The sequence below is a fragment of the Pseudonocardia xishanensis genome (assembly GCF_039541715.1).
In the GTDB taxonomy this organism is placed as follows: domain Bacteria; phylum Actinomycetota; class Actinomycetes; order Mycobacteriales; family Pseudonocardiaceae; genus Pseudonocardia; species Pseudonocardia xishanensis.
On the sequence record NZ_BAABGT010000080.1, the window covers coordinates 19,894 to 44,766 of the forward strand.

The window sequence follows — 24,873 nt, forward strand, 5'->3', positions numbered from 1 at the left end:
CTCGGCGGTCACGGCCGGGGTCGATCACCCTCTAGGGTGAGCCGGGTGCGGACGATCGGGGCCCTCGGACGGGCATGGCAGCGGCTGGTGAGCCGCCCCGTCGTGGTGCCGGTGGCGGCGGTGTCCGCGCTGTCCGGGGACCGCCGCCCCCTGGTCGCCGAGGCGCTGGGCGAGCAGCGGCACGCCGGGGCACGGCTGGACCAGGTGGACGGCACGACCTGCGGCTCGGCGGTCCTGCTGGCCCTCGCGACCTGGGCGGACCCGGCGGCGCTCGCCGAACTGGAGGTGCGCGAGACCGACTCGGCGGGCATCGTGCGCGGCTTCGCCGCCCGCTACGACGCCCGGCAGCGCGAGATCCACCGCCAGACCAACCGGCTCTGGCCCCGCGCGCTGGGCACCTCGCCCTGGGGTTTCCTGCGCTGGCTCCACCGACACGCCCCGGGGGCGGGGCGCTACCGGCTGCGGTGGGTGGACGACGCCTCCGCCGCGGACACCGAGCTGGTGATCCGGCAGGTCGAGGCCGCGCTGGCGGCGCGGCGGCCGGTCCCGCTGCTGGTCGGCACCGCGGTCCCACGGCACTACACCCTCGCTCTCCGGATCGCGGACGACGGGACCTGGCGGGTCTACGAGCCCACCAGCGGGCAGGTCCGCGCCCTCGATCCCGTGCTCATCCGTACCGGGTCCCTCGCCCCGGTCCTGGGCTTCGACCATCTCCAGGCGGCGTTCATCCCCGGTTGAGGCCGCCTGTGGACAACTCCGCGGGGCCACGGAAACACGTCGTGGGGGCCTCGTAGACTCAAGGGCGTGACCGAGACCCTGCCTGAGAAGACCGCCGAACTCCCCCCCAAGTGGAGCCCGGCGGAGGTAGAGGGTGCCCTCTACCAGGGCTGGGTCGACAAGGGGTACTTCACCGCGCACCCGGAGTCCGGCAGGGACCCGTACTGCATCGTCATCCCCCCGCCCAACGTCACCGGCAGCCTGCACCTGGGGCACGCCATGGACCACACGCTGATCGACATCCTCACGCGGCGGCGCCGCATGCAGGGGTTCGACGCGCTGTGGCTGCCCGGCATGGACCACGCCGGCATCGCGACCCAGGCCGTCGTCGAGCGGCAGCTCGCCGAGGCGGGCGGCCCCACCCGGCGCGAGCTGGGGCGCGAGGCGTTCGTCCAGCGCGTCTGGGACTGGAAGGCCGAGTCCGGCGGCGCGATCCTCGGGCAGATGGCCCGCCTGGGAGACGGGGTCGACTGGTCCCGCGAGCGGTTCACGCTGGACGAGGGGCTGTCCCGGGCCGTCCGCGCCGTGTTCAAGAAGATGTTCGACGATGGGCTGATCTACCGCGCCGAGCGCCTGGTCAACTGGTCGCCCGCGGTGCAGAGCGCCATCTCGGACATCGAGGTCGACCACAAGGAGATCGAGGGTGAGCTCGTCTCCATGCGGTACGGGGACGGCGAGGACTCGATCGTCGTCGCCACCACCCGCGTCGAGACGATGCTGGGGGACACCGCGGTCGCCGTCCACCCGGACGACGAGCGGTACGCGCACCTGGTCGGGAAGACGGTCCGGCTGCCGCTGACCGGGCGGGACATCCCCGTCATCGCGGACCCGTACGTCGACCCGGAGTTCGGCTCCGGCGCCGTCAAGATCACCCCGGCGCACGACCCGAACGACTTCGAGATGGGCCGCAGGCACGACCTGCCGATGCCCACGATCATGGACGAGTCCGGGGTCATCGCGAACACCGGCACGCGGTTCGACGGGCTGGACCGGTTCGAGGCGCGCACCGCGGTCACCGAGGCGCTGCGCGCCGAGGGCCGGATCGTCGCGGAGAAGCGGCCCTACCTGCACTCCGTCGGCCACGACTCGCGCAACGGCGTGATCATCGAGCCGCGGCTGTCGCTGCAGTGGTGGGTCAAGGTCGAGTCGCTGGCGAAGGCGTCGGGGGACGCCGTCCGCAAAGGCGACACCCGCATCCACCCGGCCGAGATGTCGTCGCGGTTCTTCGACTGGGTCGACAACATGCACGACTGGTGCATCTCGCGGCAGCTGTGGTGGGGCCACCGGATCCCGGTCTGGTACGGGCCCGAGGGCGAGATGGTCTGCGTCGGGCCGGACGAGGAGCCGCCGACCGGCGAGGGCTGGCGGCAGGACGAGGACGTCCTCGACACCTGGTTCTCCTCGGGCCTGTGGCCGTTCTCCACGCTGGGCTGGCCGGACTCCACGCCGGACCTGGAGCGCTACTACCCGAACTCCGTGCTGGTCACCGGCTACGACATCCTGTTCTTCTGGGTCGTCCGGATGATGATGTTCGGGACCTACGCGATGGGGGAGACCCCCTTCTCCGACGTCTACCTGCACGGGCTGATCCGAGACGAGCACGGCAAGAAGATGTCGAAGTCCAAGGGCAACGTCATCGACCCGCTGGAGCTCATCGACTCCTACGGAGCGGACGCGCTGCGCTTCACCATCGCGCGCGGGTCCAACCCGGGCACCGACATGTCGCTGTCCACCGAGTGGGTCGCGGGGTCGCGGAACTTCACCACCAAGCTGTGGAACGCCACCCGGTTCGCGCTGGCCAACGGCGCGGACCCGGCCCTGCCGCTGCCCGCGGAGCCGACGGACGCGGACCGCTGGATCCTCGGCAGGCTGCGCGAGGTCCGCGAGCAGACGGACGCGCTGCTGGAGGACTTCCAGTTCGCCAAGGCCACCGAGGGGCTCTACCACTTCACGTGGGACGAGCTCTGCGACTGGTACCTGGAGCTGGCCAAGCCGCAGCTGGACGACCCGGCCACCGCCGAGGGCACCCGGGCCGTCCTGGGGCACGTGCTGGACGCACTGCTGCGGATGCTGCACCCGATCACCCCGTTCGTCACCGAGGCGCTGTGGACCGCGCTCACCGGCCGGGAGACGGTCGTGACGGCGTCGTGGCCCGGCGCCGACACCGGGCTGCCGGTGGACGCGGGCGCGGTCGCGCGGGTGGAGTCCGTCCAGAAGCTGATCACCGAGGTCCGTCGGTTCCGCACCGAGCAGGGCCTGCCGGACCGCAGGTCGGTCCAGGCCCGGCTGGTCGGGCTGGACGCGGCCGGGCTCACCGCGCACGAGCCCGCCGCCCGGTTCCTGACCCGGCTGGAGGCGGCCGGGCCGGAGTTCGCCCCCACCGCCACGGTGGAGGTCGCGCTGTCGTCGGGGACCATCCACGTCGAGCTGGACACCTCGGGCGCGATCGACGTCGCCGCCGAGCGCGCCCGGCTCGGCCGTGACCTGGCCGCCGCGCAGAAGGAGCTGGACCAGGCCGACAGGAAGCTCGGGAACCCCAAGTTCACCGAGAAGGCCCCGGCCCAGGTCGTCGACGGCATCCGGGCGCGGCGCGAGGCCGCCGTCGCGGAGATCGAGCGGGTCACCGCCCGGCTGGCGGGGCTGCCCGAGTCATGAGCGGAGACGACGAGGCGCGGGGCGAGTACCCGGAGGAGTACCCCGACCACCCCGAGGAGCTGCCCGAGGGCGAGGGCGCGATCCGGTCGCCCGAGGAGTCGGCGGAGGACGCGGTCATCGCCGCCGTGCTCGAGCAGATCCGCGGCGGCGAGACCCCGGACGTGGTGCCGGCGCAGTCCACCGTCGCGGGGTACGCGGAGTTCCTGGCCGTCGAGTCGGTGCTGGACGAACGGTGGCCGGAGACGGTCATGGAGCCGTCGCTGGACCGCATCCGGGCCCTGGTGGACGTGCTCGGCGACCCGCAGGCGAGCTACCCGGTCGTGCACATCACCGGGACCAACGGCAAGACGTCGGTCTCCCGGATGGTGGACGCGCTGCTGAGCGAGATCGGGCTGCGCACGGGCCGGTACACCAGCCCGCACCTGCAGCGCGCCACCGAGCGGATCAACCTCGACAACCGGCCGATCACGCCGGAGCGGTACGTCCAGGCGTACCGGGACGTCGAGCCGTTCGTGGAGCTGGTGGACGCGAAGAGCGGCACCACGCTGTCGAAGTTCGAGGTGCTCACCGCGATGGCCTACTCGGCGTTCGCGGACGCGCCGGTCGAGGCGGGCATCGTCGAGGTCGGGCTGGGTGGGCGGTGGGACGCCACGAACGTCGTGGACGCCAAGGTCGCCGTGATCACCCCGGTCGGTCTGGACCACGCCGAGTTCCTCGGCACCGAGATCACCGGCATCGCGCGGGAGAAGGCCGGGATCATCAAGGCGGACTCGGTCGCGATCCTCGCCGCGCAGGACAAGGACGTCGCCGAGGTGCTGATCGAGCGCTGCGCCGAGGTGGGGGCCGAGGTGGCTCGCGAGGGCGCCGAGTTCGGCGTCCGGGAGCGGGAGCTGGCGGTCGGTGGGCAGCGGCTGGAGCTGCAGGGTCTGTCCGGCCGGTACGACGACATCTTCCTGCCGCTCCACGGCGAGCACCAGGCGTCGAACGCGGCGATCGCGCTGGCCGCGGCCGAGGCGCTCGTCGGGGCGGGGCCGAAGAACCCGCTGGACGCGGACGCGGTGCGGGCGGCGTTCGGGTCCGTGAGCTCGCCGGGGCGGCTCGAGCCGGTGTCCGGTGGGGCCGGGCAGCCCACGGTGCTCATCGACGCCGCCCACAACCCGCACGGCGCCCGCGCGCTCGCGGCCACGCTGCTCTCGGAGTTCCGGTTCGCCCGGCTCGTCGGGGTCATCGGGGTGATGCGGGACAAGGACGCCAAGGGCCTCCTCGAAGCGCTCGAACCCGCCCTGCACGAGGTCGTGGTGACGCGGAACTCGTCGGCCAGGGCGATGGACCCGGACGAGCTGGGTGAGGTCGCCGTCGAGGTGTTCGGCCGGGAGCGCGTCAGCGTCGAGCCGAACCTCGAGGCGGCCATCGGGCAGGGCGTGGAGCTGGCCGAGGAGGGCGGGGACTCGGGCGTCGGCGTGATCGTCACCGGCTCCGTGGTGACCGCGGGGGAGACCCGCACGATCTTCGGGAAGGAGCCGACGTGAGGATGGCGACCCTCGGCGGAGCGCCGACGTGAGGATGGCGACCCTCGGCGGAGCGCCGACGTGAGGATGGCGACCCTCGGCGGAGCGCCGACGTGAGCGCTCCCGACCCGATGAAGGGCTTCCGAGGGATCTGCGCCGGGGTCCTGGTGCTCGAGGCGATCGTGGTGCTCCTGGCGCTGCTGGTGGTGGGCCGGTTCGACGGCGCGGCCACCACGCCGCTCACCGTCACCCTGGTGTCCGTGCTCGGCGTGCTGATGATCCTCGCGTCGGGTGTGCAGCGGCGTCCGTGGGGGCTGCAGGTCGCGCTGGGTCTGCAGGTCGCCCTCGGCGCCTGCGGGTTCCTGCATTTCTCCCTCTGGATCGTCTTCGGGCTGTTCGCCCTGGTCTGGGGCATCCTGTTGTGGATGCGCCGGGACGTGGCCGGGCGGATGGCACGCGGAGAGCTGCCCTCCCAGCAGGGGTGATCGCGGTCGTCGCTACGCTCGGCGACCGTGACTGAACGCACTCTCGTCCTCGTGAAGCCCGACGGCGTCGCCCGCAACCTGATCGGAGAGGTCCTGGCGCGCATCGAGCGCAAGGGACTGACGCTGGTGGCCGTCGAGCTGCGCACCGTCGACCGGGAGCTCGCGGCGCAGCACTACGCGGAGCACGACGGCAAGCCCTTCTTCGAGTCGCTGCTGGAGTTCATCACCTCCGGCCCGGTCCTCGCGGCGGTCGCCGAGGGCCCGCGCGCGATCGCGGCCTGGCGGCAGATCGCAGGCGGCACCGACCCCGTCGAGAAGGCGGCGCCCGGCAGCATCCGGGGCGACTTCGGCCTGGAGACCCAGGCCAACCTCGTGCACGGCTCGGACTCGCCGGAGTCGTCGGCGCGCGAGATCAAGCTCTGGTTCCCCGGCCTGTGAGTGCGGGCGGCTCCACGGCCGCCCCCGTCACCGACCCGACCGGCCTCGCCGAGCGGTTCGCCGACCTCTGGGTCGCCGTGACCCGCGCGGGCGGGGCCGTCGGGTTCGCCCCGGACGCACCCGAGACGGACATCCGGGAGCTGGCCGCGCGCACGCTGGACGAGGTGCGGCGGGGCAGGCTGCACATGATCGCGCTCGACGGGCTCGCCGGTGCGGTGTTCCTCCAGCCCGGCGCCGGGCCGGTCGTCGCCCACCGGGCCACGGTCCTGCGGCTGATGGTCGCCCCACAGCGGCAGCGCCGCGGGCTCGGCGGCCTGCTGCTCGCCGCAGCCGTCGACCGGGCCCGGGAGCTGGGGTTCGACCAGCTGCTGCTCTCCGCCCGCGGCGGTACCGGGTTGCCCGAGTTCTACCGGCTCCAGGGCTGGACCGAGGTCGGGCGGTTCCCGCGGGCCCTGCGCGTCGGGCCGGACGACGTGCGCGACGAGCACTGGTTCCAGCTGGACCTGTGAACGGGATCCGATATCGACGAGAAAGTGTCGGGGTCCTCGCCTAGCGTTTCGGGCATGGGGGACGGACTGGTCCAGGCGCGCGGCCTGCGCAAGAGCTTCGGGGAGTTCGAGGCCGTGCGTGGGATCGACGTGGACGTGGCCGAGGGCGAGGTCTTCGGGTTCCTGGGGCCCAACGGGGCGGGCAAGTCGTCGACCATGCGGATGATCGCGTGCGTGTCCCCCCGGTCCGCGGGCGAGCTGAGCGTGCTGGGCCGGGACCCGGACCGGGAGGGGCCGGTGATCCGGGCGCGGCTGGGCGTCGTCCCGCAGCTGGACAACCTGGACGTCGAGCTGTCGGTGCGGGAGAACCTGGAGGTCTACGGGCGCTACTTCGGGCTGTCCCGGCGGCACGTGCGGGCCAAGGCGGCCGAGCTGCTCGAGTTCGCGCAGCTCACCGACCGGGCGGGTGAGAAGGTGGATGCGCTGTCCGGCGGCATGAAGCGCCGGCTGACGATCGCCCGTGCGCTGGTCAACACCCCCGACCTGCTGTTGCTGGACGAGCCGACCACCGGGCTGGACCCGCAGGCACGGCACCTGCTGTGGGAGCGGCTGTACCGGCTCAAGCGCGAGGGCGTCACGCAGATCATCACCACGCACTACATGGACGAGGCCGAGCAGCTCTGCGACCGGCTCTGTGTCATGGACGGCGGAGTGATCGTGGCGGAGGGCTCGCCCGCGGAGCTGATCGAGCGCTGGTCCACCCGGGAGGTGCTGGAGCTGCGGTTCCCGTCGGACGTCGCGCCGCCGGTGGGGGAGCTGGAACCGCACGCCGAGCGCGTCGAGCTGCTGCCGGACCGGGCGCTGCTCTACGTCGCGGACGGGGACCGGGCGCAGGCCGCGGTCCACGCGGCGGGGGTGCGGCCGCTGTCGGCGCTGGTGCGGCGCTCCTCGCTGGAGGATGTGTTCCTCCGCCTCACCGGCCGGACCCTGGTGGACTGACATGGGCGAGGTCGCACACGCACCCGGGCGGGTCCACGGCATCGCGCTGGTGCTGGAACACCATCTGCGGTGGTACGCGCGGAACTGGCGGGCCACGGCGATCTCGTCGGTGCTGCAGCCGCTGCTGTTCCTGCTCGCGTTCGGGCTGGGGTTCGGGAGCCTGGTCGGGGCCGGGGCGGCGCAGGCGACCGGCGGCGTCGAGTACCTGGTCTGGCTCGCGCCTGCGCTGCTGGCCATGTCCGCGGTGCAGACCGGGGCCTTCGAGATGAGCTACCCGGTGCTCGCCGGCTTCAAGTGGCGCCGCACGTACGAGGCCACCACCGCCACACCCATCACCGGGGGCCAGGTCGCGCTCGCGCAGCTGGCGTTCGTGGCCACGAAGTCCCTGCTCACGGGGCTGGTCTCGGTGGCGGTGATCGCGCTGTTCGGCGGGGTGCGGTCGATCGGGGTGCTGGGGTCGGTGGTCGCGGCGGTGCTCACCGGGGCGGCGGTGGCGGCGCCGGTCATGGCGTTCTCGGCGAGCCGGCGGGACGAGGGCGCGGCGTTCAACGCCCTGTTCCGCTTCGTCGTGCTGCCGATGACCCTGTTCTCGGGCACGTTCTTCCCGATCGGGAACCTCCCGGGCTGGGTGCAGCCGCTCGCGTGGGTGTCGCCGCTGTGGCACGGGACCGAGCTGGCCCGATGGGCCGCCGGAGTCGCGGCGCCCGGGGCGGGTGCGGTGCTGGGCCACCTCGCCTCTCTGCTGGCACTGGTCGGGATCGGATGCGTGCTGTCGGTGCGCCTGTTCGTGCGGAGGTTGGCGCGATGACCGCGCAGGTGGCGGGCGGGATCGGCCGCTGGGAGTGGCTCCTGCCCGCGGGGAGCTACGCGGGCCGGTCCCGGATGCTGCTGCTGCGCTCGGCCACGGCGTCGCGGCGGACCTGGCCCGCGATCCTGTCCGGGTTCGCCGAACCCGTGTTCTACCTGGTGGCGATGGGGACCGGGTTGGGCGCGCTGGTCGGCACCCTGCCGGGGCCGGACGGCCGGGAGCTGAGCTACGCGGCCTTCATCGCCCCCGGGCTGTTGGCCGCGTCGGCCATGAACGGCGCGGTCTTCGACTCCACGTTCAACGTCTTCTTCAAGCTCCGCGACTCCAAGCTGTACGACGCCATGCTCGCCACGCCGCTCGGCCCGCTGGACATCGCGCTGGGTGAGATCGGTTGGGCGCTGCTGCGGGGTGGGCTCTACGCGACCGGGTTCCTCACGGTGATGGCCGTCGCCGGGCTGATCACCTCGCCGTGGGCGCTGTTGGCGCTGCCCGTGGCGCTGCTGGTGGCGTTCGCGTTCGCGGCGGTGGGGATGGCGGCGACGTCGTTCATGCGGTCCTGGCAGGACTTCGACCTGGTCACCCTCGCGGTGCTGCCGATGTTCCTGTTCGGCACCACCTTCTACCCGCTCAGCGTGTACCCGCGGGCGCTGCAGATCGTGGTCGAGTGTCTGCCGCTGTTCCACGCGGTCGAGCTGATGCGCGGCCTCACCACGGGGGCGGTGCAGGCGGGGATGCTCGGGCACCTCGCGTACTTCGCGGTCATGGCGATGGTCGGAGTGCTGTTCGCGGCGCGGCGGCTGCACGCGCTGTTGCTGAGGTGAGGTGAGGTGAGTACGGGCGTACTGGTCCGGGTGGTGCTCCGGGCGCTCGGGTCAGGCCGCGCAGGGGGACGCGACCAGGTGGTCGAGCGGACGGTCGAGCGTCCACAGCCCCGGGCCGTCCCCGACCGGTCCGACGAGGAGGCCGAGGGTGCCGTCCGTCGCGACGGTCAGCGACTCGACCCGGCCCGGCAGCCGGTCGGGCACCGTGGTGAGGGTGCCGTCGGCGGCCAGGTGCATCAGCCGGTTGCCGTCGGCGCGTCCCTGGGTGAACCACACGCCGTCGTGGTCCGCGGCGAGCCGTCCGCCCGACACCACGCAGGCGGGCAGGTCCACGGGGGCCTCGGGGCCGTAGTGCCGCAGCCGCCACTCGCCCTCGACGCCACCGAGGGCGAGGAGGCCGCCCGGCACGGGCAGCAGCGCGAACGGGTCCGCGTCGTCGAGTCCGGGGGAGGTCGCGGGTCGCGGCAGGTCCGTCGCCGGGACGGTCGCGGCCCGCGGAGCCGACTCGAGCAGCGCCTGCGGGTCGAGCCTGCGCATCACGTCCGGTCCGGGGCCGTCGTCGGTCGTGCGCAGCCATACCGAGCCGTCGGTACCGGGGCGGGTCGCGAGGTCGACCCCGGTGACGTGCACGGACGCGTCGCGGTCGACCCCGCGGACGGTCAAGGTGTCCGGGCCGGTCCAGGAGACGACCGTCCCGAGCGGAGACGGGCCCGGCGCCACGATCCCGGTGATCGGGTACGGGTCGCGGTCGGGGAAGCCGCCGTCGGCGGCGGCGCGCAGCTCGACGCGCCCGTCGGGGCCGACCGTCGCGATCCCGCCCGGGCCCGCGTACCCGACCGTTCCCGCCACCGGCACCGCGAGCGCGGCTCCGGCGGGCCCGGCGAGCGCGACCGCGCCGGACTCGAGGGTGCCCTCGGAGGTCAGTGGGGCGAGCCGGACGAACGGGCCCTCGGCCCTCGGCTGCGGACCCGTCGCGAGCAGGTGCAGGACCAGCGGGACGGGCAGGGCGGCCGCGACCGCCGCCACGAACCGGCGGGACCCGGTCAGCGAGGTGAGCACGGCGGCGGAGCCCGCGGCCGTCGTCAGCCAGGGGCCGGGCAGCAGGGCGCCCTGCTGGGCCAGCACCCCCGCACCCGCCGCGACCGACGCCCCGCCCGCCGCGGCGACCGCCGCCGCGTGCAGGGGAGCGGGCAGCCGCACCGCCAGGGCCGCGCAGACGGCGAGCGCGACCAGCACCAGGGACGGCACCCCGCCCACGAGGCGCACGCCGAGCAGTGTGGTGGCGTGCCAGTCGACGATGTCGTCCAGCGGCACCGCGGTGACGGCGGTGGACCACCACGGCAGGCCCAGCGCCGCGACGGCGAGGGCGGCCGAGACCGATCCGGCCTGCAGGATGCGCGTGCTGCTCATGGGAGGGAACGCTAGGGACGGGAGGGCTCCGGGTCGCCCGTGCCGGCCCCCGGATCGAGGGTGGGGCCAGCACCACCCACGACTTGCTACCGTCGCCGTCGGCCCAGCAGGACACGGAAGGCGGAAGAAATGATCACCGGAAGCCTCGTCGCCCTCGTCACGCCGATGAAGGCGGACGGCGCGATCGACTTCGAGGCGCTCGAGCGCCTGGTCGAACGCCAGGTGCTCGCGGGCACGGCGGCGATCGTCTCGGTCGGGACGAGCGGCGAGTCGTCCACGTTGACGGTCGAGGAGCACACCGACGTCATCCGGCGGACGATCGACGTCGTCGACGGACGGGTGCAGGTCATCGCCGGCACCGGCGCGAACAACACCGACGAGGCCATCCACCTCACGAAGGCGGCCGCGGCGGCGGGTGCCGACGGCGCCCTGCTGGTCACGCCGTACTACAACAAGCCTCCGCAAGAGGGCCTCTACCAGCACTTCCGCAAGATCGCCGAGGCCGTCGACCTCCCGCAGTACCTCTACAACGTCCCCGGGCGCACGGCGTGCGACATGCTCCCGTCGACCGTGGAGCGGCTCGCCGCGGTGCCGAACATCGTGGGGCTCAAGGAGGCGAAGGGCGACCTGGACCGGGTGCGGGACCTCGTCGCGCTGGAGCTGCCGGACTTCGCGCTCTACTCGGGTGACGATGCGACGGCCCGCGCCTCGATGCTCGCCGGGTTCCACGGCGACATCTCGGTCACGGCGAACGTCGCGCCCGAGGCGATGGCGCGGATGTGCAAGGCCGCGGTCGCCGGGGACGCCGAGGAGGCGGCCACGATCGACGCCGACCTCGCGGGCCTGCACCGCGCGTTGTTCTCCGAGTCCAACCCGATCCCGGTGAAGTGGGCGCTGGCGGAGATGGGGCTGATCGAGCTCGGCATCCGGCTCCCGCTGGTGCCGTTGGACGAGTGGCACCACGAGGACGTGCGCGCGGCGCTCCGGATGGCGGGCCTCCTCGCCTGACCCGCCTGATGATCTCCACGAGGCCTGGTCTCAGGCCCTGAGGGTGGCCGTCCTCGCGCGAGCCTCGGCGGCCGCATCCGGGTCGCCGAGCCTCGCGCGATGTCCCGCCGCGCGGACGCGGTAGCCCACGAGGCCCGTGCGGTCGGCGCGGTGGGCCAGGGTCGCTGCCTGCCGTAGGGCGGCGTCCCGGTCGAGCTCGGTGGTGATGGCGCACAGGGTGTCCCGCAGGTGCAGCTCGATCCAGCAGCACACGTCCTGGTCCCCGACGAGGGTGCGGCACGCGGCGTCGAGCTCGTCCGCCGCCCGGGTCGGGTCGCCGAGCCGGGCTCGCGCGGTGGCGAGCCCCCGGCTGGTCAGGGCGACCCAGCAGGCGTCGCCGAGGACCTCGGCGAGGGTCCGCGCGTCGGCGAGTACCTGTTCGGCCTCCCGGATGCGCCCCGCCCGCAGCAGCACCTCGCCGTACAGGTTGTCCATCCACGGCCGCATCGACTGCCAGCCGAGGCCCGTCGTGATCGCGCGCGCGGCGGCGATGTCCGCCTCCGCCTGCTCGTCGAGGTCCCGCTGGAGGTTCGCCCGCGCCCGCATGGCGAGGGCGGCGGCGTGGGCGCGGGGGCGTTCGGCGGTCGTCGTGAGCCCGACCGCGGCGTCCAGCTGGGGGAGGGCCTGGGCGTCCAGCGCGGTGTCGACCAGGGCGAACCCCCGCCCGTAGGCGACGGCGGCACGTTCCTCCGCGACGTCCCCGGCGGCCGCCTCCGCCCGGGCGAGCCAGCGCAGTGCTCCCTCCTGGTCCCCGGTGGCGGTGGCCACGAACCCCAGCTCGCGCCGCGCCAGTCCGGCGATCGTGGCCGATCCCTCGCGGGTGGCGAGCCGGTCCGCCTCGCGCAGCGCGGCGATCGCACCCGCGTCCGTGCTGGCGACGGCGTGGACGTAGGCGCGGCCGTAGTACGCGAGGGCCTCGGCGAGCACGACGTCGTCCCCCAGCTCGCGGGCCCGCAGGACGGCGCCGCGCAGGATGGCCGTGCCGTCCCGCGCCGCGCCCGCGTCCATGACCTGCTCACCCACCCGGACCAGCTCCCGGACGGCGACCCGGCTGGCGGGGGACTGGGCGCGCCGTCGTCTCGCGCGCTGCAGCAGGGCCCCGGCCAGCGCCAGGGTGTGCCGACGCCCGTGCAGCCAGGCCGCGAACTCCGGCACGTCCGGCTCGGCGTGCTCGAGCAGCGGGAGGGTGGCCTCCGCGAGCGGCCAGCCGACGGGGGCGCGGCCGGCGAGCAGGTCGTGCACGTCGACGACGGTGTCCTCGGCGAGCTCGCAGGTCAGCGGGTCCCCGGTGATCCGGATCGCCGGGCCGACCGCCCGCCGGGCCTGGCTGAGCGTCCAGCGCAGGGCGGCCTGGGGATCCTCGGCGTCCGGGAAGAGCAGCTCCAGGACGCGGCCGCGGGGGACCGGGCCGGTGGAGGTGAGCAGCAGAGCGAGCAGGGCCCAGGGTTTGCGACCCCGGGGCACGGGCAGCGGCGGCCCCTCGACCCGAGGCGGCCCCAGCAACCGCACCACCGTCCGCATGCGCTCCTCCCGCAGAGAAGGACCCCGGAGTCCCACCGCCCGATACACCCCGACACGCCCGATCGGCGGATCCGGGCCGCCCTCGGTGGCACGTTTCGTGCTCACAGCGCGGTCCGCGCCGCGCCGACCGCGCGGAAACGGCGATCATGCAGCGCCGACAGCACGAAACGTGCCCGGAGGGCGGCTAGGTCCGGTCGGCCGTCACCACGAGGTACTCGGACTCCCAGGTGCCGTCGGGCTGCCGGGTGCGCTCGAGGAACCCGAGGAACGCGGTGTCGAGGGCGGTCGGGTCCTCCTGGGCCTTGTAGGTCGCGATCGTGGGGCCGTAGTTCGCCTTCCACCACTCGCGGAACCCCTCGGGGTCCAGGCCGAGGTCGAACGTCGCCGTGGCGCGGACCGCGGTCAGGCCGCGCACCCCGTCCCCGAGCAGCTCACGGACGTGGTCCTCCCGCCCCCACAGCGGTGCGGGGGAGGCTCCGGGCGGGGGCGGCGGGGCGAAGGGCTTCATCGTCGCGAACAGCTGCCCGACGAACCCCTCCGGCGTCCAGTTCAGCAGCGCGATCCGCCCGCCCGGGCGCACCACCCGCAGCAGCTCGCCCGCGGCCCGCGCGTGGAACGGGGCGAACATGATCCCCACGCAGGACAGCGCGGCGTCGAACTCGGCGGTCTCGAACGGCAGGGCGTGCGCGTCGGCCTCCACCCATTCGATCTCCGGGTGCGCGGCCCGCCCGACGTCGAGCAGCTCGGGTGTCAGGTCCGAGGCGACGACGGACGCACCCGTCCGGGCCGCCGGGACGGACGCGTTGCCGGTCCCGGCGCCGATGTCGAGGACGCGGTCGCCGGAGCCGATGCCGGACGCCTCGACCAGGGCGGCCCCGAGGGTGGGGATCAGGTCGGCGGCGACGGTCGCGTACGAGCCGGAGGCCCAGAGCGCGCGGTGCTTGGTGCGGACGGCGTCGATGGCGGTGGTGGTGGTCATGGGAGTGCTCCTGTCTCGGTGGGAGCTCAGAGGCTGCCGACCCACCGTGTGCGGAAGCGTGTGACGGGGCGGGCTACCCTGGGTCCGCGTGAGCCCCGCGTCCGTTTTCCCTGACCTCGAGCCCCTGCTGCCGCGCGTGTCGAAGCCCGTGCAGTACGTCGGCGGTGAGCTGAACGCGCAGGCCAAACCATGGGACGCCGCCGCGGTCCACTGGGCGCTGATGTACCCGGACGCGTACGAGGTCGGGCTGCCCAACCAGGGCGTCATGATCCTCTACGAGGTCCTCAACGAGCGGTCCGACGCCCTCGCCGAGCGCTGCTACGCCGTCTGGCCGGACCTCGAGAAGCTCATGCGCGAGCACGGGGTCCCCGCGTTCACCGTCGACCAGCACCACCCGGTCGGTGCGTTCGACCTGCTCGGGGTGTCGTTCTCGACCGAGCTCGGCTACACGAACCTGCTCACCACCCTCGACCTGGCGGGCATCTCGCTGCACGCGCGGGACCGGGACGAGACGCACCCCGTCGTCGTCGCGGGCGGGCACGCGGCGTTCAACCCGGAGCCGATCGCGGACTTCGTGGACGTCGCCGTGCTCGGAGACGGCGAGGAGGTCGTCGGGGACATCACCGACGTCGTCCGGGAGTGGAAGACGTCCGGGACGGACCGCCGCGAGCTGCTCCGCAGGCTGGCCCACACCCCCGGCTGCTACGTCCCCTCGCTGTACGAGGTCGCGTACGACACGGCGATCACCGCGGTCACGCCGATCGACGGCGCCCCGGCCTCGGTGCAGAAGCGCACCACCTCCGACCTGGACGAGTGGCCCTACCCGAAGGCGCCGCTGGTCCCGCTGGCGGAGACCGTGCACGAGCGGGCCAGCGTCGAGATCTTCCGCGGCTGCACCCGCGGCTGCCGGTTCTGCCAGGCGGGCATGATCACCCGCCCGGTGCGGGAGCGGTCGCTCCAGGGTGTCGGGGCGATGGTGGACTCCGCGGTCCGGGCGTCCGGGTTCGACGAGGTGGGCCTGCTCTCGCTGAGCTCCGCGGACCACTCGGAGATCGCCGAGATCACCAAGGGCCTGGCGGACCGGTACGAGGGCACCAACACCTCGCTGTCGCTCCCGTCCACCCGTGTGGACGCCTTCAACATCGACCTCGCGAACGAGATCAGCCGCAACGGCCGCCGCTCCGGGCTGACCTTCGCCCCGGAGGGCGGGTCAGAGCGGATCCGCAAGGTGATCAACAAGATGGTGTCGGAGGAGGACCTGATCCGCACCGTCTCCGAGGCGTTCGCGCAGGGCTGGCGGCAGGTCAAGCTCTACTTCATGTGCGGGCTGCCCACCGAGGAGGACTCCGACGTCCTGGAGATCGCGGGCATGGCGCACCGGGTCATCCAGGCGGGCCGCGCCGCGAGCGGGCGCAACGACGTCCGCTGCACGATCTCCATCGGCGGGTTCGTCCCCAAGCCCCACACGCCGTTCCAGTGGGCCGCCCAGGCGCACCCGGACGTCGTCGACAACCGGCTGCGCAAGCTGCGCGAGGCGGTCAACAGCAACCGCAAGCTGGGCAAGAACATCGGCATGCGCTACCACGACGGGCAGCCCTCGCTGATCGAAGGCCTGCTCGCGCGGGGGGACCGGCGGGTCGGCTCGGTGATCGAGCGGGTCTGGCGCGAGGGCGGCCGGTTCGACGGCTGGTCCGAGCACTTCTCCTACGACCGCTGGATCACCGCGGCCGCCGCGGAGCTGGAGCCGCGGGGCGTCTCGCTGGAGTGGTTCACCACCCGCGAGCGCGGCGAGGACGAGATCCTGCCCTGGGACCACCTCGACTCCGGCCTGGAGCGGGACTGGCTCTGGCAGGACTGGCAGGACGCGCTCAGTGAGCAGGAGCAGGACGACTGCCGCTGGACCCCGTGCTTCGACTGCGGCGTGTGCCCCTCCACCGGCACGGACATCGAGGTCGGGCCGAGCGGGAAGCCCCTGCTCCCGCTGACCGTCGTCAACCCCATCGGACGGGAGCTGGGTGCCTGAGGAGGGGTCAGCCGGCACCCGGGAGATCACCATCCGGGTCGCGGACGAGCGGGACGTCGACGCCCTCGCCGGGCTCCGTCGCGCCTGGGCGGAGGAGCGCGCCGGACGGCCGGTGGACGACCCGGCTTTCGAGGCCGGCTTCGCCCAGTGGGCCCGCACCGAACAGCCCCGGCGGACGTTCTGGCTCGCCGAGGTCGGCAGCGAACGGGCGGGGTGGACGCCGATCGGGTCGATCAACGTCGTCGAGATCGTCCCGATGCCCCGGCCCGGGACGCGGGCGGCGAGCGTCGGGCAGGTGGGGAACGCCTTCGTGCTCGCCGCCTTCGCCGACCGCGGGGTACCGCGGGCGCTGCTCGACGCCGTGATCGACCATGCCCGCGAGCGGCGGTACCGGCGGCTGATCCTCGCCCCGACCGCCCGCAGCACGACCTTCTACCGCCGCGCCGGGTTCCGGCCCGCGGGGGAGACCCTGCTGGTCCTCGAACCCGACCGGCCGGGCGGCGGCCCGGCATGACGCTAGGGGACCCCAAGCGCCACTCCGCGGTGCCCGGGGTCCCCGAGTGCCGCGTCGGGGTGACGCTGGGGGTCCCCGAGCGTCGCTGCATGGCGCTTGGGGTCCCCGAGCACCAGGTCGTTACGCTGCCCACCATGGCTCGAGTCCGGCCCGGGGAGGCCGCGAACCCCGCCCCACCCACGGTGCAGCGCATCCGGGTGCGGTTCGCCAAGCGCGGGCGGCTGCGGTTCCTGTCGCACCGGGACGTGGCGCGCAGCGTCGAGCGGGCGGTGCGGCGGTCCGGGGTACCGGTGTCGCATTCGCACGGCTTCTCGCCCCACCCGCGGATCTCCTGGATCGGCGCCGCGCCCACCGGGACCGCGAGCGAGGCCGAGTACTTCGAGATCGGCCTCACCCGGGAGATGGATCCCACGCTGGTCCGGACGGCCCTGGACGAGGTCCTCCCGGACGGGCTGGACATCCTCGACGCGGTCGTCGCCACACCGCCCGCCCTCGCCGACCGGGTGGATGCGAGCCTCTGGCGGATCGAGCTGGACGGGGTCGCCGAGGGCGATCTGCGTGCCGCCGTCGACGCGTTGATGGCGAAGGACTCCCTGGTGGTGGACCGGATCATGCCGTCGGGGAAGCGACAGATCGACGTCCGCGCCGCGGTGGCGTGGGCGGAGGTCGGCGGGGATGCGCCGGCCGGCGTCACACCGCAGGCGGACGCCGCGGGCCGAGTCTGTGCGATACTGACGGCGGTCGTACGGCAGACGACACCCGCTGTTCGACCCGACGACGTGTTGGGCGCACTCGACGTTGTCGCAGGGCTGAGGCCCCCGGTGCCCGCGAAGGCGACCCGGATGGCTCAGGGCCTGCTCGACGACCGGGACCGCCTCGCCGATCCGCTCGGCCCCGGCAGGGTTTGACGACCCGGCCCCGACAGCGCGGAACGGTGCCAGACCCGAAGGCAACGCGTCGCCGAGCACCGCCGTAGCGACCAGGATTGCCCGCCCCGCACCGCGTGGCGGGAGAACGCGTAAGGCCCCTGTGCGGCCGCCTCCTCCCGGGGCGCCCGGGGGCGAAGGAGCTGAATGTCGATCAACGATGCGCCCGCCGGTGGTACCGGCGGGCTGTTCTCCGTGTCGGACCTGCCCGAGAAGCTGCGAGTGCACGCACTCGCCAAGCTGATCGGCAAGACCAGCAAGGAGGTCCTCGCCGCCCTCGCCGACGTCGGTAGCCCGGCGTCGAGCGCCCAGGCGGGCGTGGACCGCAAGACCGCCGAGCAGGTGGTCACGGCCCTGCTGGGGTCCCCCGTCGGTACCGCCGCGGAGGTCGGGGCCGATCCGGCCTCGCCGGTGCCCTCCGAGGCGGAGGCGGAGGCCACCGAGGCCCCGCGGGCCGCGGTCGAGGCACCCGCCAAGCCCACCCGCTCGCGGCGGAGGAAGGCCGACCCCGCCACCACGACCGCCACCACGAGCGACGGCGAGACCGGCGCGGACACCGGCCCGGCGGACGCTCTCGACGCCGCCGGTGCGGCCGAGGCGCTCGGGACGCCCGAGGCCGCGTCCGAGGCGCCCGCCAAGCCCGCCCGCTCCCGCTCCCGCCGCCGGAAGGCCGACCCGGCCGCCACCGCGACCCTCGACGGCTCCACCGCCGAGACCACGGGCGCCGACTCGACCCCCGACTCCACCGGCGCCGACACGACCGGCCGCGTCACGGCCGCCGCCACGCTCGGCGACTCCACCGCCGCCACCGACACCGCCGCCGAGAGCAGCACGGACGCCCCGCTCTCGCCGCTCTTCGCCCCGCCCGCGCCGCTGTTCCAGCCGCCCGCCGCCGAGCCCAAGCGGACCCGTAGCCGTCGCAAGCCTGCCGCGGAGGCCGAGGCCCCCGCCGAGGAGGCCGCCGAGGCGCAGGCCCCCGAGGAGACCGCCGAGGAGACCCCCCGCCGCTCGCGGCGCCGGGGCCGCGGCGCCCGGGACACCGCCCCCGAGCCCGAGGCGGAGGCGACCGAGGACGAGTCCGCCGAGGCCGAGGACCTCGACCAGGACTCCGAGGACGAGGACGAGGACGGCGCGAGCCGCCGTCGTCGTCGCCGCGGGCGCCGTGGCCGTGGCCGTGGCCGCGGGGAGAACGGTGAGGCCGGGGACGAGACGGGTGAGGTCTCGGACGAGGACTCCGAGAACGAGGGCGAGGAGTCGGACTCCGAGGACGCACAGGACTCCGAGGACTCACAGGACTCCGAGGACGCCGGGGACGAGGGCGGTTCGCGCCGTCGCCGTCGCCGCCGTCGTCGCAAGGGCTCGTCGGACTCGGCGGAGGAGCAGGGCGAGGACGACCCGCCCCACACGGTCACCAAGGTCCGGCAGGTCCGGGAGCGCGAGGACGACGGCGTGCAGTCCGTCCGCGGCTCCACCCGCCTGGAGGCCAAGCGCCAGCGCCGCCGGGACGGCCGGGACGCCGGTCGCCGCCGCCCGCCGATCCTGTCGGAGTCGGAGTTCCTGGCCCGCCGCGAGTCGGTCGACCGGTCCATGGTCGTCCGCCAGACGGGGCAGCGCACCGAGATCGGCGTGCTCGAGGATGGGGTGCTCGTGGAGCACTTCATCGCCGGGGGCGCCCAGCAGAACTCGTCGATGGTCGGCAACATCTACCTCGGCCGCGTCCAGAACGTGCTGCCGAGCATGGAGGCCGCGTTCGTCGACATCGGCCGCGGCCGCAACGCCGTGCTCTACGCCGGTGAGGTCGACTGGGACGCCGCGGGCCTCAACGGCAAGGCGCGGCGCATCGAGCAGGCCCTGAGCAGCGGCGACAGCGTCCTCGTGCAGGTCACGAAGGATCCCGTCGGGCACAAGGGCGCCCGGCTGACCACCCAGATCAGCCTCGCGGGCCGCTTCCTGGTCTACGTGCCCAGCGGCGGCGCGGCGGGGATCTCCCGCAAGCTGCCGGACGTCGAGCGCAAGCGGCTCAAGGACATGCTCAAGGAGATCGTCCCCAGCGAGGCCGGGGTGATCATCCGGACCGCGTCCGAGGGTGTGTCGCACGAGGCCCTGGAGCGAGACGTCCGCAGGCTGCAGGCGCAGTGGGAGGTCGTCAAGGAGAAGTCCACGAAGACCGGTCCCAAGGCGCCCAAGGCCCCGACGCTGCTCTATGAGGAGCCGGACCTGCTGGTCAAGGTCGTGCGGGACCAGTTCAACGAGGACTTCGCCTCGCTGATCGTGTCCGGCGACGAGGCGTGGCAGACCGTGTCCGAGTACGTCTCGCACGTCGCGCCCGAGTTGACCGAGCGGATGCACCGCCACGTCGGCCCGAAGGACGTCTTCGCCGAGTACCGGATCGACGAGCAGCTGCTCAAGGCGCTGGACCGCAAGGTCTGGCTGCCGTCGGGCGGCACGCTGGTGATCGACCGGACCGAGGCGATGACCGTCATCGACGTCAACACGGGCAAGTTCACCGGCTCGGGCGGCAACCTCGAGGAGACCGTCACCCGGAACAACCTGGAGGCGGCCGAGGAGGTCGTGCGCCAGCTCCGGCTGCGAGACGTCGGCGGCATCATCGTCATCGACTTCATCGACATGGTGCTCGAGGCGAACCGCGACCTCGTGCTGCGCAGGCTCACCGAGTGCCTGGCCCGGGACCGCACCCGCCACCAGGTCGCCGAGGTCACCTCGCTGGGCCTGGTCCAGATGACCCGCAAGCGGGTCGGTGGCGGGCTGCTGGAGCACTTCTCCGCGACCTGCGAGCACTGCCGCGGGCGCGGGGTCGTCGTGACCATCGACGGCGTCGAGCCCACGGTGCACGACCACGCGCCCACCGGCCAGAACGGGCACCGTGAGGAGCCCGGGGGCGGGCGCCGTCGACACCGCCGCGGGCGAGACGACCGCGCCGAGGAGCCGCCGCAGAACGGCCGGTCCTCCGCGGCCGCCGCGGTGGCCATGGTCGCCGCCGCGACCCAGGGTGGGGCCGCGGACGTGATGGACGTCGAGGACGTCGAGACCGCGGACGTGCCCGCCGGCGTCGCCGCCACCCCGATCGCCGAGCCCGCCCCGGTGGGCTTCGACGAGCCGGACACCGGGCGGCCCGCCAAGCGGCGGGGGCGTCGCCGGGTCGAGCGGCCCGCGGGCGGGACGGGTGCGGTCGAGGCCGTGGTCGTGACGTCCGCGACTGTCGAGGCTCCCGAGGCTCCCGAGGCGACGACGGTCGAGGTGCCCGCGGAGGAGACCGCCGTGGTGGTCCCCGCCGAGGACTCGCCGATCGCCGTGCCGGTCGAGGTCACCGAGCCGGAGACCGAGCCCGAGACCGAGCCCGTGACCGTCGAGCCGCTCGAGGACGCCGAGGCCCCCGTCACGGGTGCCCCGGCCACCGGACTCCCGGCGACGGGCACCCCACCCGTGGCCGCCGCGCAGGCCGAGTCCGTAGCCGAGACCGAGCCCGAGACCGAGACCGAGACCGAGGACGTGTCCTCGACCGAGGCCGCGGCCGTCGAGCCGGTCGCCGCGGCACCCGCCCCGCGCAAGCGTCGGGGCCGGGTGACCCGGTCGGCCGGGGCACCGAGCACGGCGGCCGAGCCGGTCGTCGTCGCGGTGCCCGAGAATGTCGTCGTCGAGACGCCGGCTCCCGCACCGGAGCCGGAGATCGCCGTCGTGACCCGTCCGCGCAGGTCGCGGCGGGGAGCCTCGCGGCCGGCGGGCCCGCCCGTCGACGGCGAGGACGCCGCCGCGGTCACCGTGACCGCGGGGGCGGGGACGCAGGACAGTGCGGTGGACACAGCCGGGGGGGACCCGGTGTGACCCTGCGAATTCCCCTTCCGTACCCTGGGACGCAAGGAGTCGGGCCCGTGCGGTCCGGCGTGCGCTGCGCTGTGATCGCTACAGCAGGCGCCCATCAGTCCCCCCGAGAGTTTCAGGAGTCGTGCGTCAACGATGTACGCGATCGTCAAGACCGGCGGTAAGCAGTACAAGGTGGCCGTCGACGACGTGGTCACCGTCGAGAAGATCGACGGTGAGCCCGGCGCCGAGATCAGCCTGCCCGCCGTGCTGCTCGTGGACGGCGACAAGCTGACCACCGATGTGGATGCGCTGGCCAAGGCCTCGGTGACCGCCACGGTCGTCGAGCACACCAAGGGCCCGAAGATCCGCATCCACAAGTTCAAGAACAAGACCGGGTACCACAAGCGTCAGGGCCACCGTCAGCCGCTGACCAGGGTCCAGGTCACCGGCATCAGCGCGTAAGGAGACCTGCGCCATGGCTCACAAGAAGGGTGCGTCCAGCTCCCGCAACGGGCGCGACTCGAACGCGCAGCGGCTGGGCGTCAAGCGGTTCGGCGGCCAGACCGTCAACGCGGGCGAGATCCTGATCCGCCAGCGCGGCACCAGGTTCCACCCGGGCGAGGGCGTGGGTCGCGGAGGCGACGACACGCTGTTCGCCCTGGTCGAGGGTGCTGTCGAGTTCGGCCACCGACGTGGCCGCAAGGTCATCAACGTGGTGCCGGTCGAGGCCTGAGGCCCGACCACACCGTTTCGCGAGCGGCGGGCCCCGTGGGGGTCCGCCGTTTTCGCGTGTAGAAGGAGAATCATGTCGCGGTTCGTCGACCGGGTCGTCGTGCACGCCACCGCAGGAGCGGGCGGCAACGGCTGCGCGTCGATCCACCGGGAGAAGTTCAAGCCGCTCGGCGGCCCGGACGGTGGCAACGGCGGCCGCGGCGGCTCGGTGATCCTCGTGGTCGATCCCGGGGTGCACACCCTGCTGGACTTCCACCACCGCCCGCACGCCGTGGCCAAGAGCGGCACCCAGGGCCAGGGCGGGTTCCGCGCGGGCGCGAACGCCGAGGACCTCGAGCTGCGCGTCCCGGACGGGACCGTCGTGTTCGACAAGCGGGGCGAGATCGTCGCCGACCTGGTCGGGCCGGGGACGAAGTTCGTCGCCGCCGAGGGTGGTCGGGGCGGGCTGGGCAACGCCGCGCTCGCGTCGAGCGCCCGCAAGGCGCCCGGGTTCGCGCTGCTCGGCGAGCCGGGGGAGACCCGGGACTTCACCCTCGAGCTGCGCTCCATGGCGGACGTCGGCCTGGTCGGCTTCCCGTCGGCGGGCAAGTCCTCGCTGGTCGCGGCCCTGTCCGCGGCGCGGCCGAAGATCGCCGACTACCCGTTCACCACGCTCGTCCCGCAGCTCGGTGTGGTCACCGCCGGGGACGAGATCTTCACCGTCGCGGACGTGCCCGGGCTGATCCCCGGCGCCTCCGAGGGCCGGGGGCTGGGGCTGGACTTCCTGCGCCACATCGAGCGCTGCTCCGTGCTGGTCCACGTGGTGGACTGCGCGACCTTCGAGCCCGGCCGCGATCCCGTCGCGGACGTCCAGGCGCTCGAGGACGAGCTCGCCCGCTACACCCCCGCGCTCGGCGGCGAGCTCTCCGACCGGCCGCGGCTGATCGCGCTGAACAAGATCGACGTCCCGGACGCCGCGGACCTGGTCGACATCGTCACCGCGGACCTCACCGAGCGCTTCGGCTGGCCGATCCACCCGATCTCCGCGGCCGCCCACAAGGGCCTGCGCGAGCTGTCGTTCGCGATGGGGGAGCAGGTCGCGGCCTACCGCGCGGCCCAGCCGATCCTGGAGCCCACGCGGATCGTGCTGCGGCCGACCGCGGTGGACGACCAGGGCTTCACCATCGTCTCGGACCCGCTGCTCGAAGGCGGGTTCCTGGTCAAGGGCGCGCGCCCCGAGCGCTGGATCAGGCAGACGAACTTCGAGAACGACGAGGCCGTCGGCTACCTCGGCGACCGCCTCGCCCGGCTCGGGGTGGAGGACGCCCTGGCCGAGGCCGGTGCCCAGCCCGGCTGCCCGGTCACGATCGGCGACATCACCTTCGACTGGCAGCCCAGCACCCCGGCGGGCATCGCGCGGGTCATGTCCGGCCGCGGCACGGACGTCCGCGTCGAGGGCGGCGCCACCCGCATCCCGGCCACGGAGCGCAAGCTCGCCAAGCTCGCTCGCCGCAAGCACCTCTCGGACGCCGAGCTGGCGGAGGGCGCGAGCTACGCCCACGAGGCGCGGTGGACGAACGACGCCGTCGACGAGGACGAGGTCTTCGCGCTCCCGGAGGACGGGTTCGAGGTGTGGAGCGACAAGGACGAGCCCGGTGGTCGGTGAGCGCGCCCGTCCGACTCGAGCGCGGACGGTGCGGGACTCGCGGAACGCCGTCCCCCGCCCCGCGAGTCCCCCACCCCTGACGGGCGAGTCGGACGGGGGGCGTCGTCGTGAGTGAGACGCGGGAGCTGATCGCGCAGGCCCGGCGCGTCGTGGTCAAGGTGGGGTCCTCCTCGCTGACCTCGCTCGCAGGCGGGCTCGATCCTGCGCGGCTGCACCGGCTCGTGGACGCGCTCTCCGCGCGGCGGGCCTCCGGGTCGCAGGTCGTGCTGGTGTCCTCCGGGGCGATCGCGGCCGGTCTCGCGCCGTTGGGGCTGGCCAAGCGGCCGCGGGACCTCGCCACCCAGCAGGCCGCGGCGAGTGTGGGGCAGCTGCAGCTCGCGCACGCCTACTCGGCGAGCTTCCTGCGCCACGACCAGCGGATCGGCCAGGTCCTGCTCACCGCGGACGACATGATCCGCCGCTCGCACTACAAGAACGCCCAGCGCACGCTGGAGCGGCTGCTCGGGCTGGACGTCATCCCCGTCGTCAACGAGAACGACACGGTCGCGACGGACGAGATCCGGGTGGGGGACAACGACCGGCTCGCCGCGCTCGTCGCGCACATCGTCGGGGCGGACGCGCTGGTCCTGCTCAGCGACGTCGACGGGCTCTACGACGGCGACCCCCGCCGCGCCGGGTCCACCCTCGTCCCCGAGGTGGACTCGCCGGAGGACCTGCAGGTCACCATCGCCGAGCCCGGCCGGGGCAGCCTCGGCACCGGCGGGATGGCCACGAAGATCACCGCCGCGGCGATGGCGTCGGCCTCGGGGATCCCGGTGCTGCTGGCCGCGGCCGAGGACGTCGCGGACGCGTTGGACCCGGAGGGTCCCAAGGTCGGCACCGCGTTCCGCGCCTCCGGCCGCCGGATGTCCGCGCGCCGGTTCTGGATGAGGCACGCCGCGGATGTGCGGGGCAGCCTGGACCTGGACGCGGGGGCCGTCGCCGCCGTCGTCGAGCGGCACCGGTCGCTGCTCGCGCCGGGCGTGCACGGCATCGCCGGGGACTTCGTGTCCGGGGACGTCGTGGACCTGCTCGGGCCCGGTGGCGTCGTCGTCGCCCGGGGCGTCGTGAACTACGACGCCACCGAGCTCGCGGGCATCATCGGCAAGCGGTCCGCCGACCTCCCGCGGGCGTACCGGCGGGAGATCGTGCACGCGGACGACCTCGTGACCTACTAGCTGTCCTACTTACGGAGGTTGGTGACGCGGTGGGCAGGGTGACACGCCCAGGCGAATG

General features: G+C 73.9%; 21 protein-coding genes. 18 read left to right on the forward strand and 3 right to left on the reverse strand.

What is annotated here, in order from left to right:
- The first annotated feature begins 45 nt into the window (after window positions 1–45).
- The 9 genes from ABD993_RS25975 to ABD993_RS26015 all read left to right on the forward strand — a co-directional run bounded on the left by ABD993_RS25975 (window position 46) and on the right by ABD993_RS26015 (window position 8,979).
- Window positions 46–738 carry a hypothetical protein gene (locus ABD993_RS25975; protein ID WP_345423828.1) on the forward strand — a complete coding sequence of 231 codons (693 nt, stop codon included), beginning with the start codon at window positions 46–48 and terminating at the stop codon, window positions 736–738.
- Window positions 739–804: 66 nt separating this feature from the next.
- A complete protein-coding gene (locus ABD993_RS25980; protein ID WP_345423831.1) occupies window positions 805–3,432 on the forward strand; it encodes a valine--tRNA ligase in 2,628 nt (875 codons plus the stop codon).
- The gene (locus tag ABD993_RS25985; protein WP_345423834.1) at window positions 3,429–4,961 is read left to right on the forward strand and encodes a bifunctional folylpolyglutamate synthase/dihydrofolate synthase; all 1,533 of its coding nucleotides are present in this window, start codon (window positions 3,429–3,431) and stop codon (window positions 4,959–4,961) included. Before ABD993_RS25980 ends, ABD993_RS25985 begins: the two co-directional genes overlap by 4 nt.
- A gap of 92 nt (window positions 4,962–5,053) precedes the next feature.
- On the forward strand, window positions 5,054–5,425 hold the full coding sequence (locus tag ABD993_RS25990; protein WP_345423837.1) for a DUF4233 domain-containing protein: 372 nt from the start codon (window positions 5,054–5,056) through the stop codon (window positions 5,423–5,425).
- 27 nt (window positions 5,426–5,452) lie between these two features.
- Window positions 5,453–5,863: a nucleoside-diphosphate kinase gene (gene ndk / locus ABD993_RS25995; protein ID WP_345423840.1), complete on the forward strand. Its 411-nt coding sequence runs from the start codon at window positions 5,453–5,455 to the stop codon at window positions 5,861–5,863.
- The gene (locus ABD993_RS26000) at window positions 5,860–6,372 is read left to right on the forward strand and encodes a GNAT family N-acetyltransferase (RefSeq protein ID WP_345423843.1); all 513 of its coding nucleotides are present in this window, start codon (window positions 5,860–5,862) and stop codon (window positions 6,370–6,372) included. Before ndk ends, ABD993_RS26000 begins: the two co-directional genes overlap by 4 nt.
- A gap of 54 nt (window positions 6,373–6,426) precedes the next feature.
- Window positions 6,427–7,350, forward strand: a complete 924-nt coding sequence (locus ABD993_RS26005) for an ABC transporter ATP-binding protein (protein ID WP_345423846.1) — start codon at window positions 6,427–6,429, stop codon at window positions 7,348–7,350.
- Between the two features lies 1 nt (window position 7,351).
- Window positions 7,352–8,158 (forward strand): ABC transporter permease, encoded by an 807-nt coding sequence (locus ABD993_RS26010; protein WP_345423849.1) that lies wholly within the window; start codon window positions 7,352–7,354, stop codon window positions 8,156–8,158.
- Complete coding sequence (locus tag ABD993_RS26015) at window positions 8,155–8,979, forward strand: ABC transporter permease (RefSeq protein ID WP_345423852.1); 825 nt, start codon at window positions 8,155–8,157, stop codon at window positions 8,977–8,979. The genes ABD993_RS26010 and ABD993_RS26015 overlap by 4 nt, the downstream gene beginning before the upstream one ends.
- Before the next feature lie 51 nt (window positions 8,980–9,030).
- On the opposite strand, the gene ABD993_RS26020 is transcribed toward ABD993_RS26015, so the two are convergent.
- The gene (locus ABD993_RS26020) at window positions 9,031–10,389 is read right to left on the reverse strand and encodes a hypothetical protein (RefSeq protein WP_345423855.1); all 1,359 of its coding nucleotides are present in this window, start codon (window positions 10,387–10,389) and stop codon (window positions 9,031–9,033) included.
- A gap of 129 nt (window positions 10,390–10,518) precedes the next feature.
- On the opposite strand from ABD993_RS26020, the gene dapA reads away from it, so the two are divergent.
- Complete coding sequence (gene dapA / locus ABD993_RS26025; protein WP_345423858.1) at window positions 10,519–11,397, forward strand: 4-hydroxy-tetrahydrodipicolinate synthase; 879 nt, start codon at window positions 10,519–10,521, stop codon at window positions 11,395–11,397.
- A 30-nt stretch (window positions 11,398–11,427) separates the two neighbouring features.
- Here dapA and ABD993_RS26030 read toward each other — a convergent pair whose 3' ends face one another.
- A complete protein-coding gene (locus ABD993_RS26030) occupies window positions 11,428–12,957 on the reverse strand; it encodes a hypothetical protein (protein ID WP_345423861.1) in 1,530 nt (509 codons plus the stop codon).
- A gap of 184 nt (window positions 12,958–13,141) precedes the next feature.
- Entirely contained in the window at window positions 13,142–13,936 is a 795-nt protein-coding gene (locus tag ABD993_RS26035; protein WP_345423864.1) for a class I SAM-dependent methyltransferase, read from the reverse strand.
- Between the two features lie 88 nt (window positions 13,937–14,024).
- Here ABD993_RS26035 and ABD993_RS26040 point away from each other — a divergent pair, with 88 nt between their 5' ends.
- The 8 genes from ABD993_RS26040 to proB all read left to right on the forward strand — a co-directional run bounded on the left by ABD993_RS26040 (window position 14,025) and on the right by proB (window position 24,815).
- On the forward strand, window positions 14,025–15,959 hold the full coding sequence (locus tag ABD993_RS26040) for a TIGR03960 family B12-binding radical SAM protein (protein WP_345423867.1): 1,935 nt from the start codon (window positions 14,025–14,027) through the stop codon (window positions 15,957–15,959).
- Window positions 15,952–16,473, forward strand: a complete 522-nt coding sequence (locus tag ABD993_RS26045) for a GNAT family N-acetyltransferase (RefSeq protein WP_345423870.1) — start codon at window positions 15,952–15,954, stop codon at window positions 16,471–16,473. The genes ABD993_RS26040 and ABD993_RS26045 overlap by 8 nt, the downstream gene beginning before the upstream one ends.
- Before the next feature lie 134 nt (window positions 16,474–16,607).
- Window positions 16,608–17,381 carry a TIGR03936 family radical SAM-associated protein gene (locus ABD993_RS26050; RefSeq protein ID WP_345423873.1) on the forward strand — a complete coding sequence of 258 codons (774 nt, stop codon included), beginning with the start codon at window positions 16,608–16,610 and terminating at the stop codon, window positions 17,379–17,381.
- 165 nt (window positions 17,382–17,546) lie between these two features.
- Window positions 17,547–21,242 (forward strand): translation initiation factor IF-2 N-terminal domain-containing protein, encoded by a 3,696-nt coding sequence (locus tag ABD993_RS26055; RefSeq protein WP_345423876.1) that lies wholly within the window; start codon window positions 17,547–17,549, stop codon window positions 21,240–21,242.
- Between the two features lie 132 nt (window positions 21,243–21,374).
- A complete protein-coding gene (rplU, locus tag ABD993_RS26060) occupies window positions 21,375–21,683 on the forward strand; it encodes a 50S ribosomal protein L21 (protein WP_345423879.1) in 309 nt (102 codons plus the stop codon).
- A gap of 13 nt (window positions 21,684–21,696) precedes the next feature.
- Window positions 21,697–21,954, forward strand: a complete 258-nt coding sequence (gene rpmA / locus ABD993_RS26065; RefSeq protein WP_345423882.1) for a 50S ribosomal protein L27 — start codon at window positions 21,697–21,699, stop codon at window positions 21,952–21,954.
- A 69-nt stretch (window positions 21,955–22,023) separates the two neighbouring features.
- A complete protein-coding gene (gene obgE, locus ABD993_RS26070) occupies window positions 22,024–23,598 on the forward strand; it encodes a GTPase ObgE (protein ID WP_345423897.1) in 1,575 nt (524 codons plus the stop codon).
- A 107-nt stretch (window positions 23,599–23,705) separates the two neighbouring features.
- Window positions 23,706–24,815 (forward strand): glutamate 5-kinase, encoded by a 1,110-nt coding sequence (gene proB, locus ABD993_RS26075; RefSeq protein ID WP_345423885.1) that lies wholly within the window; start codon window positions 23,706–23,708, stop codon window positions 24,813–24,815.
- Window positions 24,816–24,873: the final 58 nt, after the last annotated feature.

What these genes read in the sequence shown, in the direction of transcription:
- ABD993_RS25985 (WP_345423834.1), top strand. Translation starts at nt 3,429, where the DNA reads ATGAGCGGAGACGACGAGGCGCGGGGCGAGTACCCGGAGGAGTACCCC.
- ABD993_RS26005 (WP_345423846.1), top strand. Translation starts at nt 6,427, where the DNA reads ATGGGGGACGGACTGGTCCAGGCGCGCGGCCTGCGCAAGAGCTTCGGG.
- ABD993_RS26010 (WP_345423849.1), top strand. Translation starts at nt 7,352, where the DNA reads ATGGGCGAGGTCGCACACGCACCCGGGCGGGTCCACGGCATCGCGCTG.
- ABD993_RS26015 (WP_345423852.1), top strand. Translation starts at nt 8,155, where the DNA reads ATGACCGCGCAGGTGGCGGGCGGGATCGGCCGCTGGGAGTGGCTCCTG.
- ABD993_RS26020 (WP_345423855.1), bottom strand. Translation starts at nt 10,389, where the DNA reads ATGAGCAGCACGCGCATCCTGCAGGCCGGATCGGTCTCGGCCGCCCTC.
- dapA (WP_345423858.1), top strand. Translation starts at nt 10,519, where the DNA reads ATGATCACCGGAAGCCTCGTCGCCCTCGTCACGCCGATGAAGGCGGAC.
- ABD993_RS26030 (WP_345423861.1), bottom strand. Translation starts at nt 12,957, where the DNA reads ATGCGGACGGTGGTGCGGTTGCTGGGGCCGCCTCGGGTCGAGGGGCCG.
- ABD993_RS26035 (WP_345423864.1), bottom strand. Translation starts at nt 13,936, where the DNA reads ATGACCACCACCACCGCCATCGACGCCGTCCGCACCAAGCACCGCGCG.
- ABD993_RS26050 (WP_345423873.1), top strand. Translation starts at nt 16,608, where the DNA reads ATGGCTCGAGTCCGGCCCGGGGAGGCCGCGAACCCCGCCCCACCCACG.
- ABD993_RS26055 (WP_345423876.1), top strand. Translation starts at nt 17,547, where the DNA reads ATGTCGATCAACGATGCGCCCGCCGGTGGTACCGGCGGGCTGTTCTCC.
- rplU (WP_345423879.1), top strand. Translation starts at nt 21,375, where the DNA reads ATGTACGCGATCGTCAAGACCGGCGGTAAGCAGTACAAGGTGGCCGTC.
- rpmA (WP_345423882.1), top strand. Translation starts at nt 21,697, where the DNA reads ATGGCTCACAAGAAGGGTGCGTCCAGCTCCCGCAACGGGCGCGACTCG.